The organism is Asticcacaulis sp. P4_H10 (assembly GCF_056400965.1).
The window spans coordinates 17166-39648 of sequence record NZ_JBFUKH010000002.1; the positions used below are offsets into that span (position 1 = coordinate 17166).

General features: G+C 60.6%; 20 protein-coding genes. 10 read left to right on the top strand and 10 right to left on the bottom strand.

Annotated features, from left to right (window positions below; translation table 11 throughout):
* Positions 1-211: 211 nt before the first annotated feature.
* Positions 212-1462 (bottom strand): pectate lyase family protein, encoded by a 1251-nt coding sequence (locus AC1DON_RS04185; protein ID WP_476933499.1) that lies wholly within the window; start codon positions 1460-1462, stop codon positions 212-214.
* Positions 1463-1752: 290 nt separating this feature from the next.
* Here AC1DON_RS04185 and AC1DON_RS04190 point away from each other — a divergent pair, with 290 nt between their 5' ends.
* Positions 1753-2028 (top strand): hypothetical protein, encoded by a 276-nt coding sequence (locus tag AC1DON_RS04190; RefSeq protein WP_476933500.1) that lies wholly within the window; start codon positions 1753-1755, stop codon positions 2026-2028.
* Between the two features lie 145 nt (positions 2029-2173).
* Here AC1DON_RS04190 and AC1DON_RS04195 read toward each other — a convergent pair whose 3' ends face one another.
* From AC1DON_RS04195 to AC1DON_RS04215, 5 genes are all read right to left on the bottom strand, one after another.
* On the bottom strand, positions 2174-4369 hold the full coding sequence (locus AC1DON_RS04195) for a GumC family protein (protein WP_476933501.1): 2196 nt from the start codon (positions 4367-4369) through the stop codon (positions 2174-2176).
* A gap of 123 nt (positions 4370-4492) precedes the next feature.
* The gene (locus AC1DON_RS04200; RefSeq protein ID WP_476933502.1) at positions 4493-5080 is read right to left on the bottom strand and encodes a polysaccharide biosynthesis/export family protein; all 588 of its coding nucleotides are present in this window, start codon (positions 5078-5080) and stop codon (positions 4493-4495) included.
* A 253-nt stretch (positions 5081-5333) separates the two neighbouring features.
* Positions 5334-6614 (bottom strand): outer membrane beta-barrel protein, encoded by a 1281-nt coding sequence (locus AC1DON_RS04205; protein WP_476933503.1) that lies wholly within the window; start codon positions 6612-6614, stop codon positions 5334-5336.
* 404 nt (positions 6615-7018) lie between these two features.
* Positions 7019-8113, bottom strand: a complete 1095-nt coding sequence (dinB, locus tag AC1DON_RS04210; protein ID WP_476933504.1) for a DNA polymerase IV — start codon at positions 8111-8113, stop codon at positions 7019-7021.
* Positions 8114-8184: 71 nt separating this feature from the next.
* Positions 8185-8649: a hypothetical protein gene (locus AC1DON_RS04215; RefSeq protein ID WP_476933505.1), complete on the bottom strand. Its 465-nt coding sequence runs from the start codon at positions 8647-8649 to the stop codon at positions 8185-8187.
* Positions 8650-8809: 160 nt separating this feature from the next.
* On the opposite strand from AC1DON_RS04215, the gene AC1DON_RS04220 reads away from it, so the two are divergent.
* The 6 genes from AC1DON_RS04220 (at position 8810) to AC1DON_RS04245 (ending at position 16082) form a co-directional block, all read left to right on the top strand.
* A complete protein-coding gene (locus tag AC1DON_RS04220; protein WP_476933506.1) occupies positions 8810-9817 on the top strand; it encodes an acyltransferase family protein in 1008 nt (335 codons plus the stop codon).
* Positions 9818-9895: 78 nt separating this feature from the next.
* The gene (locus tag AC1DON_RS04225) at positions 9896-11503 is read left to right on the top strand and encodes a carboxyl transferase domain-containing protein (RefSeq protein WP_476933507.1); all 1608 of its coding nucleotides are present in this window, start codon (positions 9896-9898) and stop codon (positions 11501-11503) included.
* A 3-nt stretch (positions 11504-11506) separates the two neighbouring features.
* Positions 11507-12283, top strand: a complete 777-nt coding sequence (locus AC1DON_RS04230; RefSeq protein ID WP_476933508.1) for an enoyl-CoA hydratase-related protein — start codon at positions 11507-11509, stop codon at positions 12281-12283.
* Between the two features lie 2 nt (positions 12284-12285).
* Positions 12286-14007: an acetyl/propionyl/methylcrotonyl-CoA carboxylase subunit alpha gene (locus AC1DON_RS04235; RefSeq protein ID WP_476933918.1), complete on the top strand. Its 1722-nt coding sequence runs from the start codon at positions 12286-12288 to the stop codon at positions 14005-14007.
* Positions 14008-14010: 3 nt separating this feature from the next.
* Positions 14011-15177 carry an isovaleryl-CoA dehydrogenase gene (locus AC1DON_RS04240; RefSeq protein ID WP_476933509.1) on the top strand — a complete coding sequence of 389 codons (1167 nt, stop codon included), beginning with the start codon at positions 14011-14013 and terminating at the stop codon, positions 15175-15177.
* A complete protein-coding gene (locus AC1DON_RS04245) occupies positions 15174-16082 on the top strand; it encodes a hydroxymethylglutaryl-CoA lyase (RefSeq protein WP_476933510.1) in 909 nt (302 codons plus the stop codon). The genes AC1DON_RS04240 and AC1DON_RS04245 overlap by 4 nt, the downstream gene beginning before the upstream one ends.
* Here the strand turns inward: AC1DON_RS04245 and AC1DON_RS04250 are convergent.
* From AC1DON_RS04250 to AC1DON_RS04260, 3 genes are read right to left on the bottom strand one after another with little or no spacing between them, the layout of a single operon-like run.
* Positions 16057-16470, bottom strand: coding sequence for a DUF2177 family protein (locus AC1DON_RS04250; protein WP_476933511.1), 414 nt, complete (start codon positions 16468-16470; stop codon positions 16057-16059). The two genes, AC1DON_RS04245 and AC1DON_RS04250, sit on opposite strands and share 26 nt — an antisense overlap.
* A 10-nt stretch (positions 16471-16480) precedes the next feature.
* Positions 16481-17131 carry a ChrR family anti-sigma-E factor gene (locus AC1DON_RS04255; protein ID WP_476933512.1) on the bottom strand — a complete coding sequence of 217 codons (651 nt, stop codon included), beginning with the start codon at positions 17129-17131 and terminating at the stop codon, positions 16481-16483.
* Positions 17128-17721 (bottom strand): sigma-70 family RNA polymerase sigma factor, encoded by a 594-nt coding sequence (locus tag AC1DON_RS04260; protein ID WP_476933513.1) that lies wholly within the window; start codon positions 17719-17721, stop codon positions 17128-17130. The genes AC1DON_RS04255 and AC1DON_RS04260 overlap by 4 nt, the downstream gene beginning before the upstream one ends.
* Positions 17722-17905: 184 nt before the next feature.
* On the opposite strand from AC1DON_RS04260, the gene AC1DON_RS04265 reads away from it, so the two are divergent.
* Genes AC1DON_RS04265 through AC1DON_RS04275 form a run of 3 tightly spaced genes read left to right on the top strand, consistent with a single transcriptional unit; the run spans position 17906 to position 20907 of the window.
* Positions 17906-19270 (top strand): NAD(P)/FAD-dependent oxidoreductase, encoded by a 1365-nt coding sequence (locus tag AC1DON_RS04265; protein ID WP_476933514.1) that lies wholly within the window; start codon positions 17906-17908, stop codon positions 19268-19270.
* On the top strand, positions 19270-20037 hold the full coding sequence (locus tag AC1DON_RS04270; protein WP_476933919.1) for a DUF1365 domain-containing protein: 768 nt from the start codon (positions 19270-19272) through the stop codon (positions 20035-20037). Before AC1DON_RS04265 ends, AC1DON_RS04270 begins: the two co-directional genes overlap by 1 nt.
* Before the next feature lie 9 nt (positions 20038-20046).
* On the top strand, positions 20047-20907 hold the full coding sequence (locus tag AC1DON_RS04275; RefSeq protein ID WP_476933515.1) for an alpha/beta hydrolase: 861 nt from the start codon (positions 20047-20049) through the stop codon (positions 20905-20907).
* Here the strand turns inward: AC1DON_RS04275 and AC1DON_RS04280 are convergent.
* Entirely contained in the window at positions 20896-22404 is a 1509-nt protein-coding gene (locus AC1DON_RS04280) for a tryptophan halogenase family protein (RefSeq protein ID WP_476933516.1), read from the bottom strand. The genes AC1DON_RS04275 and AC1DON_RS04280 overlap by 12 nt on opposite strands.
* Positions 22405-22483 lie beyond the last annotated feature (79 nt).

A 22483-nucleotide genomic window follows, 5' to 3' on the forward strand; every position in this document is an offset into this window, starting at 1 on the left:
AATGACCAGCTTCTGATGGTTTACACAGGCCGTCATCAAGTCAGTCATCATTTATCGCGTGCACATGATGTTTTACAAACGGTTTGTGCATTTTCACCGAAATGCCGCCGACTGCAAAACGCGCACCATTGTTGCCGAACGCACCTGTTACCGCGAATTCGCTTATTTCCCATAAGCCGCAGCACTTAAAAATTTACCCACTTCGCAAAGCTTATTTCGCTCGCGGCCTCGGTTGCATGCCCTGCAAGACCCAATCGTCAGCCTTGAAGGCCTCTTTCGTCCGTTTATAGGCCGGATATCCACCGGCCTGATCCTCGCTGTCGACGATCCGGGTCGTGCCGTTTTGAGCGCGGGCCAGGATCTGACGGTCGGTCGCATCCCTGTCCCAGGGCCGGGCCCCAGCCGTTTCGAATGTCTTTGCCCATACCTGGGCCGATGGCAGGATTTTGATGCCGGTCGGCAGGTAGGGCGACGGAAGCCCCTTCATCAGCGGTGAGGGCGCGGCCATCGCGTCAGCCAGGCCTTCGAGCCTGCCGCCCGGCGTCACACGGGCATTGTCTTCGGCGTAGACTTCGACCGGCCCTTCGCCCAGGATGCGCAGGAAGGGCAGGTTCTTGCGCGTGTCCGCCCCCGGAGCATAGACATTCCCGATCACGCTGAGCCGGCCTGTTCGCACCGGCTGCCCCTGCCATTCACGCTGGGACAGATTGTAAGTCAGGGCCGTCGCGCCTGGATTGACCACGACATTATTGATAAAGGCGCCCTGCGATCCCCCCTTGAACAGCGCGTTGCGATCGTCATTGCTGGCGAAGACATTTCCCATGACCAGAACGTTTTCGGCATTGTCGTGGATCAGGAGGCCCTTCGAATGCGCGCCCTTGCGGTGCGTGGCATTCATCAGCGCCTCGGCGATGATATTGTTGCTGACGATGACATTGTAAGGCGCGCCCGGCACCTTGCCCGATCCGGCCGGGCCGTCGAAACGGGTTCCCGACACCGACAGGTTTTCATCCGTCGCCCAGCTGAAGCTGCAATGGTCGATAATGACATCATGGGCGCCATACAGCGTCAGGCCGTCGGCTTCCCAGCCGGAGCCGGGGGCATTACCCGCCCTCCCGGGCCGGAACGACAGGTGCTGCACGATGACGTCGTGCGTGCCAATGCTGATCTTGCCACGGATAATCGTCACGCCCGGCGAAGGCGCGGTCTGCCCGGCAATGGTCACAAAAGGAAAGCGGATCTTGATGCTGGCGCCGGCCAGGTCGATAACGCCGCCGACTTCGAAGACGATGATGCGCGCAAAAGGCTGATCCAGCGCCGCCCGCAATGAGCCGGGGCCGGCCGCATCTAGATTTGTCACCTTGACGACCTTGCCGCGGCTGCCCCCCGGGGTCTGGCACCAGCTGGTGCGTGGCGACAGATAGGTGTCCGCCAGGGCCGTATCCAGCGCCGGGGCCGCCATGGCCTTTCCCGCTGCCCACGCCAGAAAAGACGCGCCTGAGCTTACCATAAACCGGCGATTGATCATCTGGAGGCTCTCAAGGTGTGCATGAGTTTGTCCGCATAGCGGTAGCGTGAAACCCGTGACCTTTACAGTCATTATGCGCCACGCGTCGCGCTTTTCGAGGCATCCGGCATTTTTACAACGCGTCAAACCGGTCAGCGCACGGTTCAGATCCGATTAACTCTGTGTGCACACGGCGTTTTAACTCTGATGTGGCAGATTGGCTGGGAACTGACAGGACGGATGCCATGCAAAACCGCAAACTGAAACCTTCCGCTGACGCCCCTCTTCACACCGTGACGGAGACGGCGGATATGCCGGTCGCTATCGCCGACGCCAGCACGGCGACATCGGTGCCATCGCCCGCGCGCGGCCTTCAGGCCAGCCTGAAGCAGCAGCTCGAAGGCGGCCCTGCCGCATCCGCATCGGCAACCGCGCGCGCCATTCCGTTCGGCTGGACCGCGCTCGGCATGATCGCCTTCTGCACTGCTTTCTGGACAGCCGTCGTCTACGTCCTCACCTGATCCGATTTCTCCCTGTTCTCTGTACCCTCAGGCATGTCTACGGCATGCCTTTCTTTTTGACCTGCTTTTGGTCCGCAGACTTCGGAACAAATGAAAACGCGCCCCCGGCTGCCGGAGGCGCGTTTGTTATTTCCCGCTCAACAGCCTACTTGCTGTTGGTGGTGTAGTAGCTCTTGTACGAATTATAATAATATTCGCTGCCGATCCCTGAGGCGATTGACTGCTTCTTGAGGTCGACCAAGGTCAGAGCGACGCCCGCCAGGTTGTCGAGGCCTTCATTGTACAGGATGTCGAGCGCGGTCTGCGTGGCACCGACCGGTGTATCGTTCCACTTGGCAAGCAACACGACGACGTCGGCCTGATGCGCGAGCAGGCGGGTGTCGACGATCGGCAGGACCGGCGCAGTGTCCAGAATGATAACCTCGAAGCGCGTCTTAAGCTCTTCCAGCAAGGCAGCCATACGCGGCGTACCGAACTGGTGCTCGGACGGCACGGGACCGTCAGTGACCGGCAGGTACATGACGCCGCGGCCGCCGTCATAGAGCGCGCTGTCGAGGCTGACCTTGTTCTGCAGGACCTCGATCAGGCCGGCCTTATAGTCACCACCGATGGAACTCGACACCGAGTGACGGCGCAGGTCGCAATCGACGACGACCACCGACTTGCCCAGCATGGCAATCGTCTTGCCCAGGCAGATGCTCGTCGTCGTCTTGCCTTCGCCCGGAATGGCGGAGGTAATGGCGATGACGCGCTTGTCGTCGCTGACCTTGCTGAAATTGATGGCGGTCAGCAGGATCTTGTATTGCTCGGCGAAGACAGACAGCGGGTTGGCTTCGAGATATTCCCAAAGCTTGCCCGTTGTGCTGATGCGCGTCTTGACCGTCGAGGCCAGGTTGGCGATGCCACCCAGGTAGGGCACGTTCAGATGCTTGACGACGTCGGTGCCCGAGGAAATGCCACGACGCATGGCGTACTTGATGGCGACCGCCGCCGAGCCGGCGACAATGCCCGCCAGGAACGACAGCATGACCGAGAAGCCGAGCTTCGGCGAGCTGCGCAAGGTCGGAACCTTCGCTTCCGACAGGACGCGGGCGCTGGCGTTTTCCAGGCCTTCCTGCGTCGTCGTGTCCTTGTGACGCTGCAGATAACTTTCATAGACCGTGTGCGCTGCTTCCGCCTGCATCTGCAGGTCGTGCAGGCGCGTATTGGCGGCCAGGTTCCTGTTCAACGAACCGCGCGCCGACGATACACCGCCCTGAAGCGCCGCAAGACGTTGCCTGTCGACATCGACCTGGGTCTGCAGATTCGCGACAGCGCGTCCCATTTCTGCCTGGACCTGGCGTTCAAGAGCCGCCTCTTCATTCGTTGCCTTGACGACTTCGGGGTGCATGGCGCCGTAGCGACCGCGCAAATTGGCCAGGCGCGTACGGATTTCGGTTTCACGCGTGCGCAGGTCGCGCAGGACGTCTGAGTTCAGCGTATCGCCCGAGCTCAGGTCTCCGTTGCCGGCGGCCCGCTTGGCGGCGTCGAGACGCGCCTGGTTGGCGGCCAGCGATGCCCTGACCTCACCTTCCGACTGTTGCAGATAGGCCATCTGCTGTTCTGGCAGCGAAACGCCCCCCATCGGGTTGTCGACGCCCAGGCCATTGGCGATCTTGAACTGCTGGACGGCAGCGTCGGCGGCGATCGCGTCCTTGCGCAGTTGCTCAAGGCGCTCTCCCAGCTGCTCATTGGCGTTGGTCAGAAGATTGTTGCTCTGGCTGACCTGGCGCTTGGTGTACTGGTCGAGCCACGCACTGGCGATCTGCGCGGACTTGACCGGCGATCCGGTCTCAACGCTGACGGTGATGACGCGGGTCAGGCCCTGGCGCTTGACGGCCACGGACTGGAGCAGGTTGGCGATGATCTGCTGACGCAAGGTCTGGGCGTTGACCGCACCGCCCGATTTACGGGGCAGCAAGGCGGCGAGGCCTTCAGGTTTTTTAAGCGTCGAATTGAATTCCGGGTCCTTTTCCAGGCCAAGCTGCGTGACGACACTGTCGGCGAGCGCCAGCGAACGCAGCACTTCGACTTCGGTATCGATCGCGGTCGAGTCCTGGGGCAGGTCGGTGGCGACCTCTTGGGCATTCGGCACCATTTTCAACTTCTGACCGCCGATCATGACGCTGGCGGAACTGGTATATTTGGCGGGTTGGGTCAGGGACAGCCCCAGGCCGATCAAAAATACGACGGCAAAAACACCAGCGAACAGCCACTTGTGTATCCGCAGCATGGAAATAACTGTACGGATATCAAAGACTTCCGAGTTGGAATCCGAGTCTGTGGGCGCAACGTTTTGCATATAATTCTGACCCGTTTGAGTTGGTTAAAGGTCAAGGCTAATCGCCTCAACGGATAATACGCTGAGTTTAGGCTTTAAAATTCAGGCCCGTGCCGCCCCTGCCCGCAGGCAATTCCTGGCGATTTAGAAGTGTCGTTCCGCGATACGAATAGTATCGCCGGGTTGCACTACGAGATCAGCCGTCAGGGGAACTTCGGTCTCCACCGTCTTGCCGTATGGCTTGATGAAGATGCGCTTTTGTTGCGCGCGATAGGTAAAGCCTTCGGCGCGAGCAATAGCGTTCATGACGGTCAGACCATCGCTATACCCGTATTCGCCGGCCTTACCGACTTCGCCCATGATGTAGTATGGCCGGAAGTTGGTGATTTCGACGCTGACCTTGGGGTCGAGCAGATAGCCCGCCTTGAACTTGTTTTCGACCGCAGTGGCGAATTCGGAGACGGTAAGACCGCGCGCACCGACATCACCGATCAGGGGAAGAGACACGACACCGGCACCATTGACGGCGAATTCGCCGCTCAGGTCTGGCTCACCGTATATGGTCATGCGCAGCTTGTCGCCACCACCCATTTGATAGCCGGCGGCCGGCGATCCGGCAGGCGCCGAAGCGACCGCAGTCTGATTGGAAGCAGGCACCTGGGCGCACGCAGCCACCGGCACCAACGTCAGCAAAGCAACTGTAAAGAGACCTCGCAAGTCCGATTCCTTCATTTGATGCCCCTCCGCACCTTTGCCAAGATACATAGAGTTATGCCGCGAAGCAACATAAATCATTAACCCGTTCCCGGACATGCAATTCCCGGTCCGGGGCGGACGCATTTTGGACAATTAGCTGTATTACAGTACGTTAGCTGCAGTGCCGAAGGCTTGTTTGGCGCCGGACGGAGCGGGCAGCCTTAGTAACGGCGATATGCGACCCAAAAATGACACATGACCATATTGCGTCGCACAATAATTCGCATCGTCAGAAGCTGGTCTTGAGCCAGGCACCCATCCGGTTTTCGGTATATTTCGGATCGCTGAAGGCATCGGCGCCGTGCGATTCGAATTTGCGGTTGCGGTAATTCACCTCAACCATCATGCGGCGGTTCAGCTCGTACTGCGCACCTACATAGATGCCATGATATTTATCGTCGCGCGCAATGCCATTATAATCGTACTGCGTCTGCTCATAGCTGGCGCCCAGGTTCAGACGGCGCGTCAGTTCGTGGCGCACCGTAATGCGTCCCAGGGTATAGAAGTAACCGGAAGCTTCCGTCGACGGAGAATCCTCGATCGACCGGCGCGCCGTAAAGGTCAGCGTGGTCAGGCGCGTCGGCAGATAGCGCAGATTGGCCATATAGGAGGCGCCCGAGACCGGCTTATAGCTGGCGTCCTTGTATTCCTGGCGCATATGGCCGACCTGAATGTCGCCGGTCAGCAGATCCGTCAGGTCAAAGGCCGCGCCGATACGCAGCGAGTAGCCGTCGGAATCGCGCGTCTTGCCGTTCAGCGGCAGGACGTCGAAACGCATGCTGTTGGCCTGGTAGTTCACGAAGAGCGCCGTCCCGGAGCCAAACTTGTAATCCAGACGCGCATCCGCCGTGGACAGGTTCGACTTGCGATAGTTCTGGTCGACGAAGGACCCGTCAACCAGTTCAAGGTTCGAATAGTCCACGGTCCGATAGGCCAGGGCGCCAACAAACCGCAGACGGTTTCCGCTGGTCGCAAACGAGATCCGGGACAGGGTCTGACCGAATTGCGAAGGTTCCTTCGCCGCCGGCAAGGTCTTGAGATCCAGAGAGCGGATGCCGCGCGATTCATGATCGCGCGAAATCTGAAAATCACCCGACAGACTGGTATACTGCGAAAAATCGTAGCGGCTGCTGACGTTCAGCGCCGCATCAACCGTGTTTTCGTCGTCATTGCTGAAATAGCGCTCGGCATCGACGCTGGCCGTCGCCTTGAGTTCGTGACGGCTCCACGACGAGGCCAGAGACACTGCGCCTCCGAGCTGGGCGATCTGATCGGTATCCTTATTTGCGCTGGTAAAGCGCACATTGTCCGTCGTGACCAGGCCGGCATAGGCCGTAGGGGTCAGGCCAAACGATCCGACGCGGCGCGTCAGGTCCGATTTGAAGGCGACGTCCGAGAAGCTGGGGTTCGGATCCGTAACGAATACGGGCCCTTGCTGGCCGCCGGCTGCGAGGACGGAAAGGGGAATAAAGAGGGAGAAAAGGGCCATGACCGTATAAGTGATGCGCATAGTTAATCCGATAGCGGCTGACCTTTAAACGGTCGATCATATTTTTCAAGTGCGTGTGCATAGAGCAGAATCGGTGGTCAGCTTTAACCAAATCACCGCGCCTTGCAATAGAGGCTGCGAAAATTGGTTAATACCGACATAAATGTCACCCACCCGTTAGTCTAGAAGACTTAGACGGAGGCGGTATGACCAAAATCTTTAATAATATCCACGGCACTACCATTGCCCGCCACCCAGGTAATACCGTGAACCGCTTCCTGTAAACTTGTGCTTCGGGCATTCGGCCGGTTGATCCGGACCTTGGGACGTCGGCGTTGCTGACGAACCCATCTTCGTCCACCTCCCATAGAGCCTGTAAAAAATTACGACAAAATCGATTGCAATCCCTGCCACCGGTTTAAGGCCTATAAGGCGAGTTGCAGCTGCTGTTGCCCGTCCGCCCTTTCCTCGTCGAAGGAGGATAGCGAAACGCCCAGCAGGCGGATACTCCGGGCGATCGGAAAGACGCCATCCAGCAGTAGGAATATTGACTGGCGCAGGGTTTCTGCGTCGCTGACCGGGCTTGAGGTCCGGCTGCGCGTGATCTGGCGAAAGTCATTGAACTTGACCTTCAGCGTGACCGTCCGGCCATGCAGAGCCTCGCGTTCGCAGTAGCGCCAGACCTTGTCGACCAGCGGCAGCAGGCCTTCGCGCGCCTCGGCCGGATCGTCGATGTCGCGAAAGAAGGTGGTCTCGGCGCCCACCGACTTGCGCTCGCGGTCCGGCCGTACACGGCGATGGTCTATCCCGCGTGAAATCGAGTAGTACCAGTCGCCCGACACGCCGAAATGTTCCTGGAGGAAAGCGCGGGACTTGTTGCGCAGGTCCGCCCCGGTCTCGATCCCCAACCGCCGCATCTTTTCGTTGGTCGCCGGCCCTATGCCATGGAAGCGGCCGACGGGCAGGTCGCGGACGAAATCGGCCCCCTGTTCGGGCCGGATGACGAACAGACCGTCGGGCTTGTCGTAGTCCGAAGCCAGCTTGGCCAGGAATTTGTTGTAGGATACGCCGGCGGACGCGGTCAGGCCGGTGACCTCGCGGATTCGGGCACGGATGGCCTTCGCCACCTCGGTCGCGGAGGTGACGCCGGACATGTTCTCCGTTACATCGAGATAGGCTTCGTCCAGCGACAGCGGCTCGATCAGCGGCGTGTATTCGGCGAAGATGTCGCGGATCTGCTGCGATACCGCCTTATAGACCTCGAAGCGCGGCTTGACGAAGATCAGCTCCGGGCATTTGCGCCGCGCCGTCACCGACGCCATGGCCGACCTGACGCCAAACTTGCGCGCTTCGTAGGACGCCGCGGCCACCACGCCGCGTTCGCGCGCGCCGCCGACCGCGACAGGCTTGCCGCGCAGATCGGGGTTATCGCGCTGTTCTACCGACGCGTAGAAGGCATCCATATCGATATGGAGTATTTTGCGCGGCGCAGGCGTCTCTTCAAACGCGTCTTCGGTCATGGCGAATCCAACAGTCCGCCATCAGTCTACATCCGGAACAAAAAGTAAACAAGTCTCGCCGTGGCCGCAGGCTACAGCCCCGGATAGTCAGCAGCGAGCGCCGCCAGGCGACTGCGCGCCGCCGCCTCGGCACGCGGCGCCAAATCGGCGATGGGGCCATCCACGGCCAGCCACTCCGCCTTCCACACTGAACGTCGGTCCGGTACGAACTCCAGAACCACGCTGGCCGACGGCATGACCGTCAGGACGGTGCCGACCGCTCCGATCAGCGGCACCATGACATTGAGGAAGGGCGCGCCTTCCAGACGGCCGTCCATATCGAGGGTCGACAGGATTTCGGCCGCTGACCGTACACGCACCCGGTCGCCCGGTTGAAAGTGCGGCGCGTCATCCGCCCTGCCCGGGCGCAAAATGCGATCGCAGGCGCTGACGTGCCTGTAAAATGGCGCCGCCAGCTCCATCAGTCGTAAAGGATTCCAGAACGATACCCAGTCCTGAACCGGGACACTTCGGCTCTTGCCATGAAAATGATACATCGACATTTCCTGCACGCGTTTCCATCCGGGACTCTGACGGTCCTCTGGTTGAAGAGCCTGCAAGTTTTATACCCGCGCCGTGTTAATTTCAGGTGCGGGCTAATCGTTTTACGACCGTGAGAAACATGTTACCTACTTCGCACTGCACAAAGGAACACATATGAATCGTGCGGCGGAACGCGTTGCCTGGCTGGATGCCGCGAAAGGCTTAGGAATTGTGCTGGTGGTCTTCGGCCACGTCCTGCGCGGTGTCGCCAGCGCGGGCATTGTCCCGGTCACATCGCCAGCCTTCCAATGGAGCGATTTCAGCGTCTACACCTTCCATATGCCGCTATTTTTCGTCCTAGCCGGATGGACGGTGCAGTATAGCCTGGACAAAGGCAAGCTCGGTTTCCTGCGCAGCAAGATCCCGACCATCGTCTATCCATACCTCTTGTGGTCGCTGATCCAGGGCGGCATCCAATTGATGCTGCCCAACGCCGGCAACAATGCCTTCACCGTCGACAATATGCTGGGCATCCTTGTCGTGCCCATCGGCCAGTTCTGGTTTCTTTACACCCTGATGGCGTGCCACATCCTCCTCGCGCTGTGGCCGGCCAGCCGGTGGTGGCTGATCGCCGTAGGGCTATTGACCATGGTGGTTCTGGAGGTGGTACGGCCGATCGAAATCACGTTGTGGCCCACCCTGATGATCCGGGTCATCGTCTTTTATTTCCTCGGCGTCGAAGTCTCGCGTCGCATCCAAAGCCCATCGGCCAGCCTGCGCGTCACCGCGCTCATCACCGTGGCGTTTGTCGCTTCAGTCATCGCCGCCTTCTATCTGGGCGGACGGCGGATCGAGTCGATCTGGGCCATGCCGGCGGGTATCCTGGGCCTGACCCTGGTGATCCTGATTGCGACACGGCTGAAAGGGCGTGTGCTAGAGCTGTTTACCCGGCTCGGCGAATATTCGCTTAGTATCTATGTCATGCACATCATCTGCGCGGCCGGAGCACGCGTCATTCTGTCGAAAATCCTGCATATTAATGACGCTGCGGTTCACATCCTCGTGGGCATGTCCGTGGGCATACTCGCGCCCATAGCCGCCCATCTGGCTCTGAAACGCTTGTCTCTTCTGCCCCTGGCGGGTTTGGCTGCACCCAAAAAGCGTCCAAAAACCGCCGCCTGAGAAAAGATTTCAATTGAAACTTTCATAGACCGGACGATATATTCGACTAACATAACAAAAAACGACACAGGGACGAATATGCCTGCGCTCCGCAGCGAAATCGATGTCGCCGATGGCGACTACCGGGCCAATGCCGCCCGGATGCAGGGGCTGGTAGACGACCTGCGCACACTTTCCGGCCAGATTGCCCTGGGTGGCTCACCAGCTGCCCGTGACAAGCACACCGCACGCGGCAAGCTCCTGCCGCGCGATCGCGTCGCCGGCCTGATCGATCCGGGCTCGCCGTTTCTTGAATTCTCAGCCCTGGCCGCGCACAAGGTCTATGACGATGAGGTACCCGCCGCCGGCATCATCACCGGCATCGGCCGCATCTCCGGCACCGAATGCGTCGTCGTCTGCAATGACGCCACGGTCAAGGGCGGCACCTACTATCCACTGACGGTCAAGAAGCACCTGCGCGCGCAGGAGATCGCGCAACAGAACAACCTGCCGTGCGTCTATCTGGTCGATTCGGGCGGTGCCAACCTGCCCAACCAGGACGAGGTCTTTCCGGACAAGGACGATTTCGGCCGCATCTTCTTCAACCAGGCGCGCATGTCGTCGCTGGGTATCCCGCAAATCGCCGTCGTCATGGGCAGCTGCACCGCCGGCGGCGCCTATGTGCCCGCCATGTCCGACGAAAGCATCATCGTCCGAAATCAAGGCACCATCTTCTTAGGGGGACCACCGCTGGTGAAGGCGGCGACCGGTGAAGTCGTCTCGGCCGAAGATCTCGGCGGCGGCGATGTCCACGCCCGTGTTTCGGGTGTGGTGGACCATCTGGCGGCCAATGACGCCGACGCGTTAGGTATTGCCCGCCGCATCGTCGGCAATCTCAATCGCAAGAAGACGATCTCTTTGGCGACGCGCGAGGTTACCGAACCGCTTTACGAAGCTGCCGAACTCTACGGCGTCATCCCTGCCGATACGCGCAAGCCCTACGACGTCCGCGAAGTCATCGCCCGCCTGGTTGACGGCTCAGAATTCGATGAGTTCAAAGCGCTCTATGGCGACACGATTGTCTGCGGTTTCGCCCACCTCTACGGCTATCCAGTCGGCATCGTCGCCAATAACGGCGTGCTGTTTTCCGAAAGCGCCCTGAAGGCCGCCCACTTCATCGAGCTGTGCAGCCAGCGCGGCATCCCTTTGATCTTCCTGCAGAACATTACTGGCTTCATGGTCGGGCGCGCCTACGAAAACGAAGGCATTGCCCGCCACGGCGCCAAGATGGTCACGGCCGTCGCTTGTGCCAATGTGCCCAAGTTCACCGTCATCATCGGCGGCTCCTACGGCGCCGGCAATTACGGCATGTGCGGCCGCGCCTACGATCCGCGCTTCCTGTGGATGTGGCCCAATGCGCGCATCTCGGTCATGGGCGGCGAACAGGCGGCCAATGTGCTGGCGACCGTCAAGCGCGACGGCATCGAGGCCAAGGGCGGCCAATGGCCAGCCGACGAAGAAGAAGCTTTCAAGGCGCCGATCCGCGACACCTACGAAGCGCAGGGCCACCCGTATTATGCCTCGGCACGCCTGTGGGACGATGGCGTCATAGATCCTGCAGATACCCGCCGGGTTCTGGGGCTTGGCCTGTCCGCCGCGCTCAATGCCCCCATAGAGCCGACGAAGTTCGGCGTGTTCAGGATGTAACCCATGTCGCTCGTGAGCATCGAAATGAACAAGCACGGCGTTGCCCGTGCGACCCTGAACCGCCCTGAGGTGCACAATGCGATCAACGATGTCCTGATCCGTGAGCTGACCGACTGCATCCACATGCTGGGCCGGCACGCCAATGTCCGCGCCATTCTTTTGACGGGCGCCGGCAAGTCGTTCAGCGCCGGCGCGGACCTGGCCTACATGCAGCGCGCGGCCGACCAGGGCGAGGCCGAGAACCGCGCCGATGCGCTGAATATCGCCAAACTTTTCAACGAATTGAGCACCTGCCCCAAGCCGATTGTCGGGCTGGTTAATGGCGCAGCTCTGGGCGGCGGGACGGGCCTTGTCGCTTGCTGCGATATCGCTATTGCGCACCCAAAGGCGGTGTTCGGCCTGACTGAGGTCCGCCTGGGCATCATCCCGGCGACGATTTCGCCCTATGTCGTGGCCAAGATCGGCCAGGCGCAGGCGCGGCGCTATATGCTGACCGGCGAGCGCTTTGGTGCCGATGAAGCCCGGCGCATCGGCCTGATCCACGAGGTGAGCGACGACCTTGAAGGTATCGCCAAAACCATTGTCGAGGCTATATGTCTGGGCGGCCCTGAGGCGATCGCCGATACCAAGCGCCTGATCGCCGATGTGGCCGGTCAGCCAGTAACGCCGAACCTGACGGCCATGACTGCCGATCGCATCGCCGCGCGCCGGGCGTCCGACGAAGCGCGCGAAGGCATGTCGGCCTTTCTCGACAAGCGCAAGCCGGGCTGGACCGAATGAGCCTGTTCCATAAGATCCTGATCGCCAATCGCGGCGAAATCGCCCGGCGCATCATCCGCACCTGCCGGAAACTGGGCGTGCGCACCGTCGCCGTCTATAGCGAAGCCGATCGCAACGCAGCTTTTGTGCGCGAGGCCGACGAAGCCGTGCTGATTGGGCCCGCAGCGGCGTCTGAATCGTACTTACGCGGCGACCTGATCATCGCTGCCGCCTTAAACCGCAACGTCCAGGCCATCCATCCGGGCTATGGCTTCCTGTCGGAAAACGCCGAGTTCGCCGAGGCCTGTGAGGCTGCGGGCATTGTCTTTATCGGCCCGACGCCGGCCGCCATCCGCGCCATGGCCTTGAAGGGTGCGGCGAAGGCCTTGATGACCAAGGCCGGCGTGCCGGTAACACCCGGCTATCACGGCAACGACCAGACTTTAGCGACCTTGCAGGCTCAAGCTGACGCCATTGGCTATCCGGTGCTGATCAAGGCCGTGGCTGGAGGCGGTGGCAAGGGCATGCGCCGCGTCGATCAAGCGTCCGACTTTGCCGACGCCCTCGTTTCCGCCCAGCGCGAAGGCCGGAATGCATTCAGAGATCCCAAGGTGCTGATCGAGAAGTATATCGAGGTGCCGAGGCATATCGAAATTCAGCTTTTTGCCGATTCTCACCACCATGTCGTACACTTGTTCGAACGCGATTGCTCGCTGCAACGCCGTCATCAGAAGGTTATTGAGGAAGCCCCAGCCCCCGATCTGCCCGAAGTTCTGCGCGCGGCCATGGGTGGCGCTGCCGTGCGTGCGGCGGAGGCGATTGGCTATCGCGGCGCCGGTACGGTCGAGTTCATTGTCGATGTCTCCAACGGCATCGCCGATGCGCCCTTCTACTTCATGGAGATGAACACCCGGCTTCAGGTCGAGCACCCGGTGACCGAAGAGATCACTGGCGTTGACCTGGTCGAATGGCAGCTGCGCGTGGCGGCGGGCGAACACCTGCCGCTGACCCAGGACCAGTTGACGATTTCCGGCCACGCCATCGAGGCGCGGCTTTATGCCGAAGATCCGCAGAATGACTTTCTGCCCGCGACGGGCCGGTTGGAAAGACTGGAGTTTCCGGTGTCAGCGCGGATCGAATCCGCGGTGGAACAGGGCGATGAGGTCAGTGTCTTCTACGATCCGATGATCGCCAAGATCGTCGTAAATGGCCGCGACCGGGCCGAAGCCTTGAAACGCATGCGCGAGGCGCTGATTCATACGCGGCTGAGCGGGTTGGCGACCAATCTGGGTTTCCTGCGCCGTGTCGTTTCCGATCCGGACTTCGCCGCAGCAAAGATCGATACCGGCTTCATCGGCCGCCATGGTGAGCGCCTGCTCCAGCCGTGGCCCGACATAGAGGCAAATGGCAACGCAAAAGTTGCTGATCCGACTTCACCCTGGAACGACCTGTTGGGCTTCTGGGTAAACCTGCCGCCGCGCAGCCATTTGCACATGGAGGCTGGCGACGGCCATGAAGCCTTGGTTGCCTCGGGCGATATTATCGCGCCCATGCCGGGCAAGGTGATCGAGCTGTTCGTTAGCCCCGGCGATGTCGTCGAGAAGGGTCAGAAGCTGCTGATCCTCAGCGCCATGAAGATCGAACACACCATCAAGGCGCCCCGCGCCGGCAGCATTGCCGCTGTCCACGCCGCAGCCGATGCGCAGGTGGCCGACAAGGCGCTGTTGGTGGAAATCAAGGACTAGATCATGATCGACTTCCCTCACCTCTCCTTCGGTCACGGCGAAGATATCGACGCTCTGCGCGAAGCCGTTGCGCAATATGCCGCCGGTGAGATCGCACCGTTGGCAGAGGAGACCGACCGCAGTGACCAGTTTCCCATGCACCTGTGGAAAGGTCTGGGCGATCTCGGCGTGCTGGGTCTGACCGCAGCTGAAGAATACGGCGGGGCCGGTATGGGCTATCTGGCCCACACCATCGCCATGGAGGAAATCTCCCGCGCTTCGGCGTCTATTGGCCTGAGCTACGGCGCGCATTCCAATCTCTGCGTCAACCAGATCACGCGCAACGGCACGGCCGAACAGCGCGCAAAATACCTGCCGAAGCTGATCTCCGGCGACCACGTTGGCGCTTTGGCCATGTCGGAGACCGGCGCCGGGTCGGACGTCGTGTCGATGAAGCTTCGCGCCGACAAGCGCGGCGACCGTTATGTGCTCAATGGCTCCAAGATGTGGATCACCAATGGTCCCGACGCCGACGTGCTGGTTGTTTACGCCAAGACTGACGCAAACGCCGGATCGAAGGGCATCACTGCCTTTCTGGTCGAAAAGGGCTTCAAAGGCTTTTCGGTGGCGCAGAAGCTCGACAAGCTGGGCATGCGGGGCTCCCACACCGGTGAGTTGGTGTTTACCGACTGCGAAGTGCCGGCTGAAAATATGCTGGGTGCCGAAGGTCGTGGCGCGGGTGTTTTGATGTCCGGCCTCGACTATGAGCGCGTGGTTTTGTCGGGTGGGCCGCTCGGCATCATGCGCGCCTGTCTCGATGTCGTGATCCCCTATGTTCACACACGCGAGCAGTTCGGGTCACCCATCGGCACGTTTCAACTGATGCAGGGCAAGGTCGCCGACATGTATTCGACCTGGGCCGCCTGCCGCGCCTATGTCTATGCTGTGGCGCAAGCCTGTGACCGGGGCGAAACCACCCGCAAGGACGCCGCCGGCTGTATTCTCTACGCCGCCGAAAAAGCGACCTGGATGGCGGGTGAGACGATTCAGGCCTTGGGTGGCAACGGCTATACCAACGAATATCCCGCTGGCCGGCTCTGGCGCGACGCCAAGCTTTATGAGATCGGTGCGGGGACATCGGAAATCCGCCGCATGCTGATCGGCCGCGAACTGTTTGAAGAGACCAAATGAGGCCATCACACGTCACCCTCTACGAAGTCGGCCCACGCGATGGCCTGCAGGCCGAAACGCAGATCGTCGAAACCGCCGACAAGATCGCGCTGATCAACGCCCTGTCGCAGACCGGCCTTCGCCATATCGAAGCCGCCAGCTTCGTATCGAAGAAATGGGTGCCGCAGATGGCCGACGCCGCTGAGGTCATAGCCGGCATCCAACACGTCCAAGGCATCGACTACCCTGTCCTGACGCCCAACCTGCAAGGCTATGAAGCCGCCCGCGACGCCGGAGCCACCACCGTCGCCATCTTTGGCGCGGCGTCCGAGACCTTCAGCCAGCGCAATATCAACTGCTCGATCGACGAGAGCCTGGAACGGTTTAGGTTTGTCATGGACCGGGCGCTGAGCGATGGCGTCAAGGTGCGCGGCTATGTGTCGTGCGTCGTGGGCTGCCCCTACGAGGGCAAGATCTCACCGAAAGCCGTGACAAACGTCGCGCAAAAGATGCTGCAGATGGGCTGCTATGAAATAAGCCTTGGCGACACGATCGGTGTCGGCACACCCGCCGATATCGCCCGTCTGCTCGATCAGGTGATGACGTTGGTGCCGTCCGAGCGACTGGCCCTGCATTGCCACGACACCTATGGTCAGGCGCTGGCCAATATTCTTTCGGCGCTCGATTTTGGCGTCAGCATATTCGATGCGTCTGTGGGTGGGCTTGGCGGCTGCCCCTATGCGCCGGGCGCTTCGGGCAATGTCGCAACCGAAGACGTGCTCTATATGCTCAATGGATTGGGCATCGAAACGGGTATCGATATCAGCAAGGTCGTCGATGCGGCATGGCAGATTTCAGACGTGCTGGGACGCCCGCCGCGCTCGAAGGTCGCCAATGCGCTTAGGCCACCTGCCCCAGCAGTTTGAGGCCGAATACCGTCGCATTGGCTGTGACCACCGCGGCAAACGTGCCCCACGCCATGTCGATAAAGCTGACATTAACCGGCCAGTCACGGATGATCGACAGGCCCGTCAGGCTATAGGTCGCATAGCAGGCCAGCCCCAGCACACCCGCACGCAGCGACAGGTCGACATAGTTCAGCGAACCACCTGAGACAGCTGGCAAGACGATAAGATATGCGACTGCGAAGGCGAACAGAGCATAAAACCCAACTGCTGGCAGCAGGTTGATCTTTTCGCGGATCAGGCCCTGCATATTGGGCCGGTAGATGGTGTTGCCCGTGGCACTCAGCCAGACGAAATCGAGCGCCAACATGACAACAAGTGAGATGGCGTAGATGATGACGAGCTTCATGAGGGTATCCTCAGATACGGGCAAAAGGCTGTAGCAGCTTCCCCAGCCAGGTTTTGGGAACGATCGGCGCCGCCTGCCAGATCAGGCACAGGCAGTCTTCGTCGATAATAGCGGGCGAATGGCAATGCTCATCGTCGCACACCGCGATATCGCCCTGGTTATAGTCACCGTAGACGTCACTGAACCGCCCCTTGAGCACCAGGGTTACTTCCGATCCACGATGCGTGTGTTCGGGCATGGTCATCCCGGCCTTGACGTGCATCAGATAGGTCTTCGACCCCTTGGGCGCATCATCGGTGTGGACAGGCGCAATCCACACACCGGGCGCCGCCCAGTAGCGACCGGCAATGCGCGCCGCCAGGGATTCGGGAAGATCGAAACCGTCCAGGAATGCCGGGTGCGGTTTCGCAACCGTTTTGACTGGCTCTTCCGGACGTTCGATCCGCGCCAGCGCCAGGTCGAGTGCGCTTTCCGACAACGGGACGCCTTCGACATCGTCCAGCAGCGCACCACCGATGACATCGAACAGGGCCGTCTCGGCGCGGCAATGCGGGCACAGCTCAAGGTGGACCTCGACTGTCAGACGCAGGCCGACGGGCAAGGCGCCACGATGATAATCCCACAGCAGGTCTTCGGCGATGTGGTGGCGGACGGAATTCATGAACGCTCTCCGGATACTGAATTGGCCATGGCCGCCTTGAGGCGAGTCATGGCCAGGCGCATGCGCGACTTGACTGTCCCCAGCGGGATAGCGAGTGCCTTGGCGATATCGCCATGCGACAGGTCTTCGTAAAAGGACAGACGCAGAATGGTCTTCTGCTCCTTGGGCAGGGTGTCGAGAAGACCCGCAACGGAGGCTGCATCCTCGGCCGATATCAGTTCGCCATCGGCGCCCTTGTCGCCATCGCCCTGCCACAGATCCTGCGGCAATTCCTTGACGCGCTTGGCCTTGCGCGCCATGTCGATGCGCAGGTTGCGGGCAATGGAGTAGATCCAGGTGACCGCGCTGGCGCGTGACGCATCGAACATGTGCGCCTTGCGCCACACGCTCAGCAAGGCCTCCTGCGCCAGGTCTTCGGCTTCCTGGGCGGTCAGGCCCTGGCCCATGACAAAGGCCTTGAGCTTGGGGGCAAAACGCAGGAACAGGGCCGCATAGGCGTCACGGTCGCTCTGGGCGATGCGCGCCAGCAGCATTTCCGGCGTCACCTCCGGTGAAGAGCGGTCGACGCGCGCGCTGTCCGTTTCAGTCATGCGGGCAACAAACCCTAATGTCAGTGCGCGGTCAAAGGACATTTTCGTATGCCGGGCCAACTGCCCGCCTTTTGTGAACTCGACCCTGATACGCCGGCACTTTGCAAATGGATCACGGCGCCGGCTGTGATCCATCGCTGACACCCGCGCGTACATATCTGCGAACACCAGTGGAGCGTGGCGCATGTACGATATGTCGAACCTGACGAGACCTAGGGTTGCCGTAGTCGGTTCGGGTATAGCCGGACTGTCCGCTGCCTGGATGCTCAACAGCCACTGCGACGTCACCGTGTTCGAAAGCGAAGCCCAGGCCGGCGGTCACAGCCACACGGTCAATGCCGGCACGGCGGAAAACCCGGTCTGGGTCGATATGGGCTTCATCGTCTTCAACGCGCCCTGCTATCCGAACCTGGTTGCTCTCTTCGACCATCTCGGCGTCGCGCACCAGCTCAGCGACATGTCGTTCGGTGTCAGCGTCGATGAAGGCCGGCTGGAATACAGCAGTCTCGGCATGAAGGGCATCTTCGCCCAGCGCAGCAACCTCTTCCGTCCGCGCTTCCTGTCCCTGTTGCTCGACATAATGCGTTTCTATCGCGAGGCCCCTAAGGACGAGGCCGCGCGCACCCGGCCCGGCTACAGCCTCGGCGACTACCTCAAAGACCGCAATTACGGCCGCGCCTTTATAGATGACCACCTGTTGCCGCAGGCCGCCGCGATCTGGTCGACCTCGGCACAGCAGATCATGGACTATCCGTTCCGCGCCTTTATCGCCTTCTTTGAGAACCACGGGCTGCTCAAGATTACCGACCGCATCCTGTGGCGCAGCGTCATCGGTGGCGCGCAGGCCTATTTGAAAGAACTGATACGGCCATTCGCGCATCGTATTCGCACGAATGCGGCAATCACAAAAGTCGAGCGCAGCCCAAATCGCGTCACCCTGACTGACCAGAACGGCGAACGGTATGAATTCGACCAGGTCGTCTTTGCGACACATGCTGACGTAACGCTGAAGATTTTGGGTGATTCTGCGACCGCCGATGAACGCCAGACCCTGGGCGCTTTCAGCTACACGTACAATGAGGTCGTGCTGCACACGGACACGGCGCTTATGCCGAAACGCCGGGCGGCGTGGTCGAGCTGGAACTATCTCGGCACGCGCAACGCCGCGTCGGAGCAGCAGCTGTGTGTCACCTACTGGATGAACCTGTTGCAGGTCCTGAACACGCAACAGAACTATTTCGTCACGCTCAATCCGACGCGCGAAGTCGATCCGGCCAAGCTCATCAAGCGCACCACCTTTGAACATCCTCTGTTCGATACCGCTGCAATTGATGCGCAAGGACGGCTTTGTGATCTTCAGGGCCAGAACCGTTCGTGGTTCTGCGGCGCCTATTTTGGCTCTGGCTTCCATGAAGACGGCCTGCAATCGGGCCTGGCGGTTGCCGAGGCGATCACCGGCCAGCGCCGGCCGTGGGATTTCGACTGGTCGAAGAGCCGTATTCAATATAATCCGTGGACGGATAATTTTGCTCTGGAGGCCGCCGAGTGATGGAATCTGGCCTCTATATCGGTGAGGTTATCCATCAGCGGTTTGCACCCCGGCCGCATAGGCTAAGCTATGACATTTTCCAGGTCCTGATCGATCTCGACAACGTGCCGCAGACCCGCTTTCTGGGCCATAATCGCTTCAATCTGTTCAGCTTTTATGACCGCGACCATGGGCCAGACCAGGGCAACAAGGCTGGCACCTTGCGCGATCGCATGGCCTCTATGTTGCGGGAGAAGCGCCTCTATGCCGATGGCGACCGGTTATGGCTTCTGACCATGCCGCGCGTGCTCGGTTTCGTCTTCAATCCGATCAGCCTGTATTTTCTGCAAGACGCCGGCGGCCCGCTCAAGGCCGTGGTCTATGAGGTCAATAATACCTTCGGCGACCGCCACTCCTACGTCCTGCCGGTCGAAACCGACACCCGTCATATCCGCCAGCACAGCGACAAGCGGCTGCACGTCTCGCCATTCATGGACACGCGCGACATGGCCTACGATTTCGACCTGACGGCGCCGGGCGAGATCTTTGCGCTGAAAATCCGGCTGCGCCATCATGCGGCCGAAGGCGTGCGCGACATGCTGTTCGCGGGTTTCACAGCAAAGCGCACGCCGATCACCGATGGGGCTTTGTGGAAGCTGTTCTGGGCCATGCCGCTGATGACACTGAAAGTTGTCGCCGGCATCCACTGGGAAGCCTTGAAAATTTTCCTCAAGGGCATCAGGTTGCGTCCCAAGCCGCCGACCGAAAAGTCGAGCGTCAGTTTTTAAGGGGTGCAAGTGCCTTCCGTGACCAAACGCCGGATATTGGGACTGTTGGGGTTGAGCGGGCTGGCGACAGCCCTGGCGGCGTGCAACACACTCAGCCTGTTCAACACCTTTACACCCAAGGAAGGCAGCGTCCGTCACCTTGCCAAGGACGTCGCCTTTGGAGACGATCCGCGCCAGCGTTATGATGTCTACGCCCCTAAAAGGGACACCGGCCCCTTGCCGGTGCTCGTCTTCTTCTACGGCGGTAACTGGGCGTCCGGATCAAAGGACGACTATGTCTGGATGGGCCACGCCCTGGCGTCCATGGGCTATGTCGTCGTCGTGCCGGACTACCGGCTGGTGCCTCAGGCTCGCTATCCCGACTTCGTCTTTGATGGCGCAGCGGCCGTGAAACACGCCGTCGCCCATGCCAAGGACTACGGCGGCGATGGATCACGGCTGGCCCTGATGGGGCACTCGGCCGGTGGTTACATCGCCGCCATGCTGCCGCTCGATCCGCAATATCTGGGCGACCTCCCCGTCAAGGCCGTGGTCGGCCTGGCGGGCCCCTACGACTTCTATCCGTTCGACGTCGCCGCATCGCGCGATGCCTTTGGCTATTGGCCAAAGCCTGAAGAAACACAGCCGATTACGCATGCCCGCAAGATCGACACGCATTTCCTGCTGATGCACAGCCGTGCTGACAAGGTCGTGATGACCAAGAATGCCGTCAATCTCGACAAGGCTTTGCGCGACAAGGGCACGCCCTCGACGCTCAAGCTCTATGATGGCTTAAGCCACCAGGACATGGCCGCGGCATTTTCCATTCCCTTCCGCGGCAAGGGGACGGTGTTCGCCGATTCCAGGGCGTTTCTGGCCTCAGTTCTGTAAGGCAGGGCTGGTCCGCGCGACATAGACGTCGTGCGGCGGCAGGGTGTTGAGCGCCCGGCCATAGATGGTGCGCAAATTGGCGCAGTATTCCTCCAGCTGCGCATCACCGATGGTGTAGGCCATAGGCGTCGCCGTCCGCGGCACAATGCCCTGGCCGATCAGCACCTGCATCCAGTTCGACTCGCGGAACAAATCGCCCTCTTCAATTATCAGCCGGCCGTGTTCGCGGAAATATTCCATCTTGTGCGTCAGGCTGTCGGGCACCGCCATGGTCCGGCAGTGGTTCCAGAACGGGCTGTCGTCGCGTTCCGTCGCCTTGTAGTGCAGCACAAGGAAGTCACGGATCAGCTCGTATTCATGGCGCGTCTGGCGATTGTATTCGGCGATCTGCAAGGGGCTGAAGCCCTTGTCCGGGAACATCTTCACAAACCGCGTCAGTCCGGATTGCACGAGGTGGATGCTGGTCGATTCCAGCGGCTCCATGAAGCCCGACGCCAGGCCGAAGGCGACGCAGTTCTTGACCCAGCTTTGCCTGCGCCGGCCGGTGACGAACTGTAGCGGTCGCGGATCGGCCAAAGCCTTGCCATCCAGATTGTCCATCAGGATGCGCGTGGCGTCGTCTTCACTCATGAAGGCGCTGCAGAAGACGTGGCCATTGCCGATGCGATGCTGCAACGGGATGCGCCACTGCCAGCCGGCCATGTGCGCCGTTGCGCGCGTATAGGGCAGCAATGGTCCCGCCGACTCACACGGCACGGCAACGGCGCGGTCGCACGGCAGGAAATCCTGCCAGTTGTCGTACCCGGCCTTCAGCGCGTCTTCGATCAGCAGGCCACGGAAGCCCGAGCAGTCGATGAACAGGTCGCCGGCAACAACATCGCCGTCGGCCAGGGTGACCGAAGAGATAAAGCCGTCGTCGGGGCGCAGGTTGACGCCGGTGATCCTGCCTTCGCGGCGGACCACGCCCTGCTTTTCACAGATACCACGCAGGAACTTTGCCAGCAGGGTCGCATCGAAGTGCCAGGCGTGGGTAATACCTTCGACCGGGGTGTCGGGGACGGTCTTCATCGGCGCGAAGCGATTGGCGTCAGAGGCCAGGCTGTTGAGGCTGTAATCCCACAGCGACCCACCCTTGCCTTGCAGATGCTGCCGCAGCCAATACTGATAAAAGGGCACAATGCCAAGATCGCGGCCGGGGTTGCCGAAGGCGTGGATATAGCGGCTGCCGGGCTTCAGCCAGTTCACGAAGTCGATGCCTAGCTTGTATGTGCCCTGCACATTAGCCAGCATTTCGTGCTCGGGAATGCCCAGGAAAGTAAACAGGTTGACCAGCGGCGGAATGGTCGCTTCACCGACGCCGACCGTGCCGATTTCTTCGGATTCGACAACGATAACTTCAGCCGACTTGCCAAGGACGCGTGCCAGCATGGTCGCGCTCAGCCAGCCGGCCGTGCCACCGCCGACGACAATGACGCGCTTGATCAGGGATTCAGACATAATCGCTCCGCAAGTCCCCTCTCCCACCTGAGGGGAGAAGCGTTCATAAAAACGCCTGCCGGAGAACCGGCAGGCGTCG

Coding starts and splice junctions, on each gene's coding strand:
- dinB (WP_476933504.1), bottom strand. CDS start 8,113: ATGACCGAAGACGCGTTTGAAGAGACGCCTGCGCCGCGCAAAATACTC.
- AC1DON_RS04195 (WP_476933501.1), bottom strand. CDS start 4,369: ATGCAAAACGTTGCGCCCACAGACTCGGATTCCAACTCGGAAGTCTTT.
- AC1DON_RS04230 (WP_476933508.1), top strand. CDS start 11,507: ATGTCGCTCGTGAGCATCGAAATGAACAAGCACGGCGTTGCCCGTGCG.
- AC1DON_RS04240 (WP_476933509.1), top strand. CDS start 14,011: ATGATCGACTTCCCTCACCTCTCCTTCGGTCACGGCGAAGATATCGAC.
- AC1DON_RS04190 (WP_476933500.1), top strand. CDS start 1,753: ATGCAAAACCGCAAACTGAAACCTTCCGCTGACGCCCCTCTTCACACC.
- AC1DON_RS04185 (WP_476933499.1), bottom strand. CDS start 1,462: ATGGCGGCCCCGGCGCTGGATACGGCCCTGGCGGACACCTATCTGTCG.
- AC1DON_RS04200 (WP_476933502.1), bottom strand. CDS start 5,080: ATGAAGGAATCGGACTTGCGAGGTCTCTTTACAGTTGCTTTGCTGACG.
- AC1DON_RS04265 (WP_476933514.1), top strand. CDS start 17,906: ATGTACGATATGTCGAACCTGACGAGACCTAGGGTTGCCGTAGTCGGT.
- AC1DON_RS04255 (WP_476933512.1), bottom strand. CDS start 17,131: ATGAATTCCGTCCGCCACCACATCGCCGAAGACCTGCTGTGGGATTAT.
- AC1DON_RS04260 (WP_476933513.1), bottom strand. CDS start 17,721: ATGACTGAAACGGACAGCGCGCGCGTCGACCGCTCTTCACCGGAGGTG.
- AC1DON_RS04225 (WP_476933507.1), top strand. CDS start 9,896: ATGCCTGCGCTCCGCAGCGAAATCGATGTCGCCGATGGCGACTACCGG.
- AC1DON_RS04270 (WP_476933919.1), top strand. CDS start 19,270: ATGGAATCTGGCCTCTATATCGGTGAGGTTATCCATCAGCGGTTTGCA.
- AC1DON_RS04220 (WP_476933506.1), top strand. CDS start 8,810: ATGAATCGTGCGGCGGAACGCGTTGCCTGGCTGGATGCCGCGAAAGGC.
- AC1DON_RS04205 (WP_476933503.1), bottom strand. CDS start 6,614: ATGCGCATCACTTATACGGTCATGGCCCTTTTCTCCCTCTTTATTCCC.
- AC1DON_RS04245 (WP_476933510.1), top strand. CDS start 15,174: ATGAGGCCATCACACGTCACCCTCTACGAAGTCGGCCCACGCGATGGC.
- AC1DON_RS04250 (WP_476933511.1), bottom strand. CDS start 16,470: ATGAAGCTCGTCATCATCTACGCCATCTCACTTGTTGTCATGTTGGCG.
- AC1DON_RS04280 (WP_476933516.1), bottom strand. CDS start 22,404: ATGTCTGAATCCCTGATCAAGCGCGTCATTGTCGTCGGCGGTGGCACG.
- AC1DON_RS04215 (WP_476933505.1), bottom strand. CDS start 8,649: ATGTATCATTTTCATGGCAAGAGCCGAAGTGTCCCGGTTCAGGACTGG.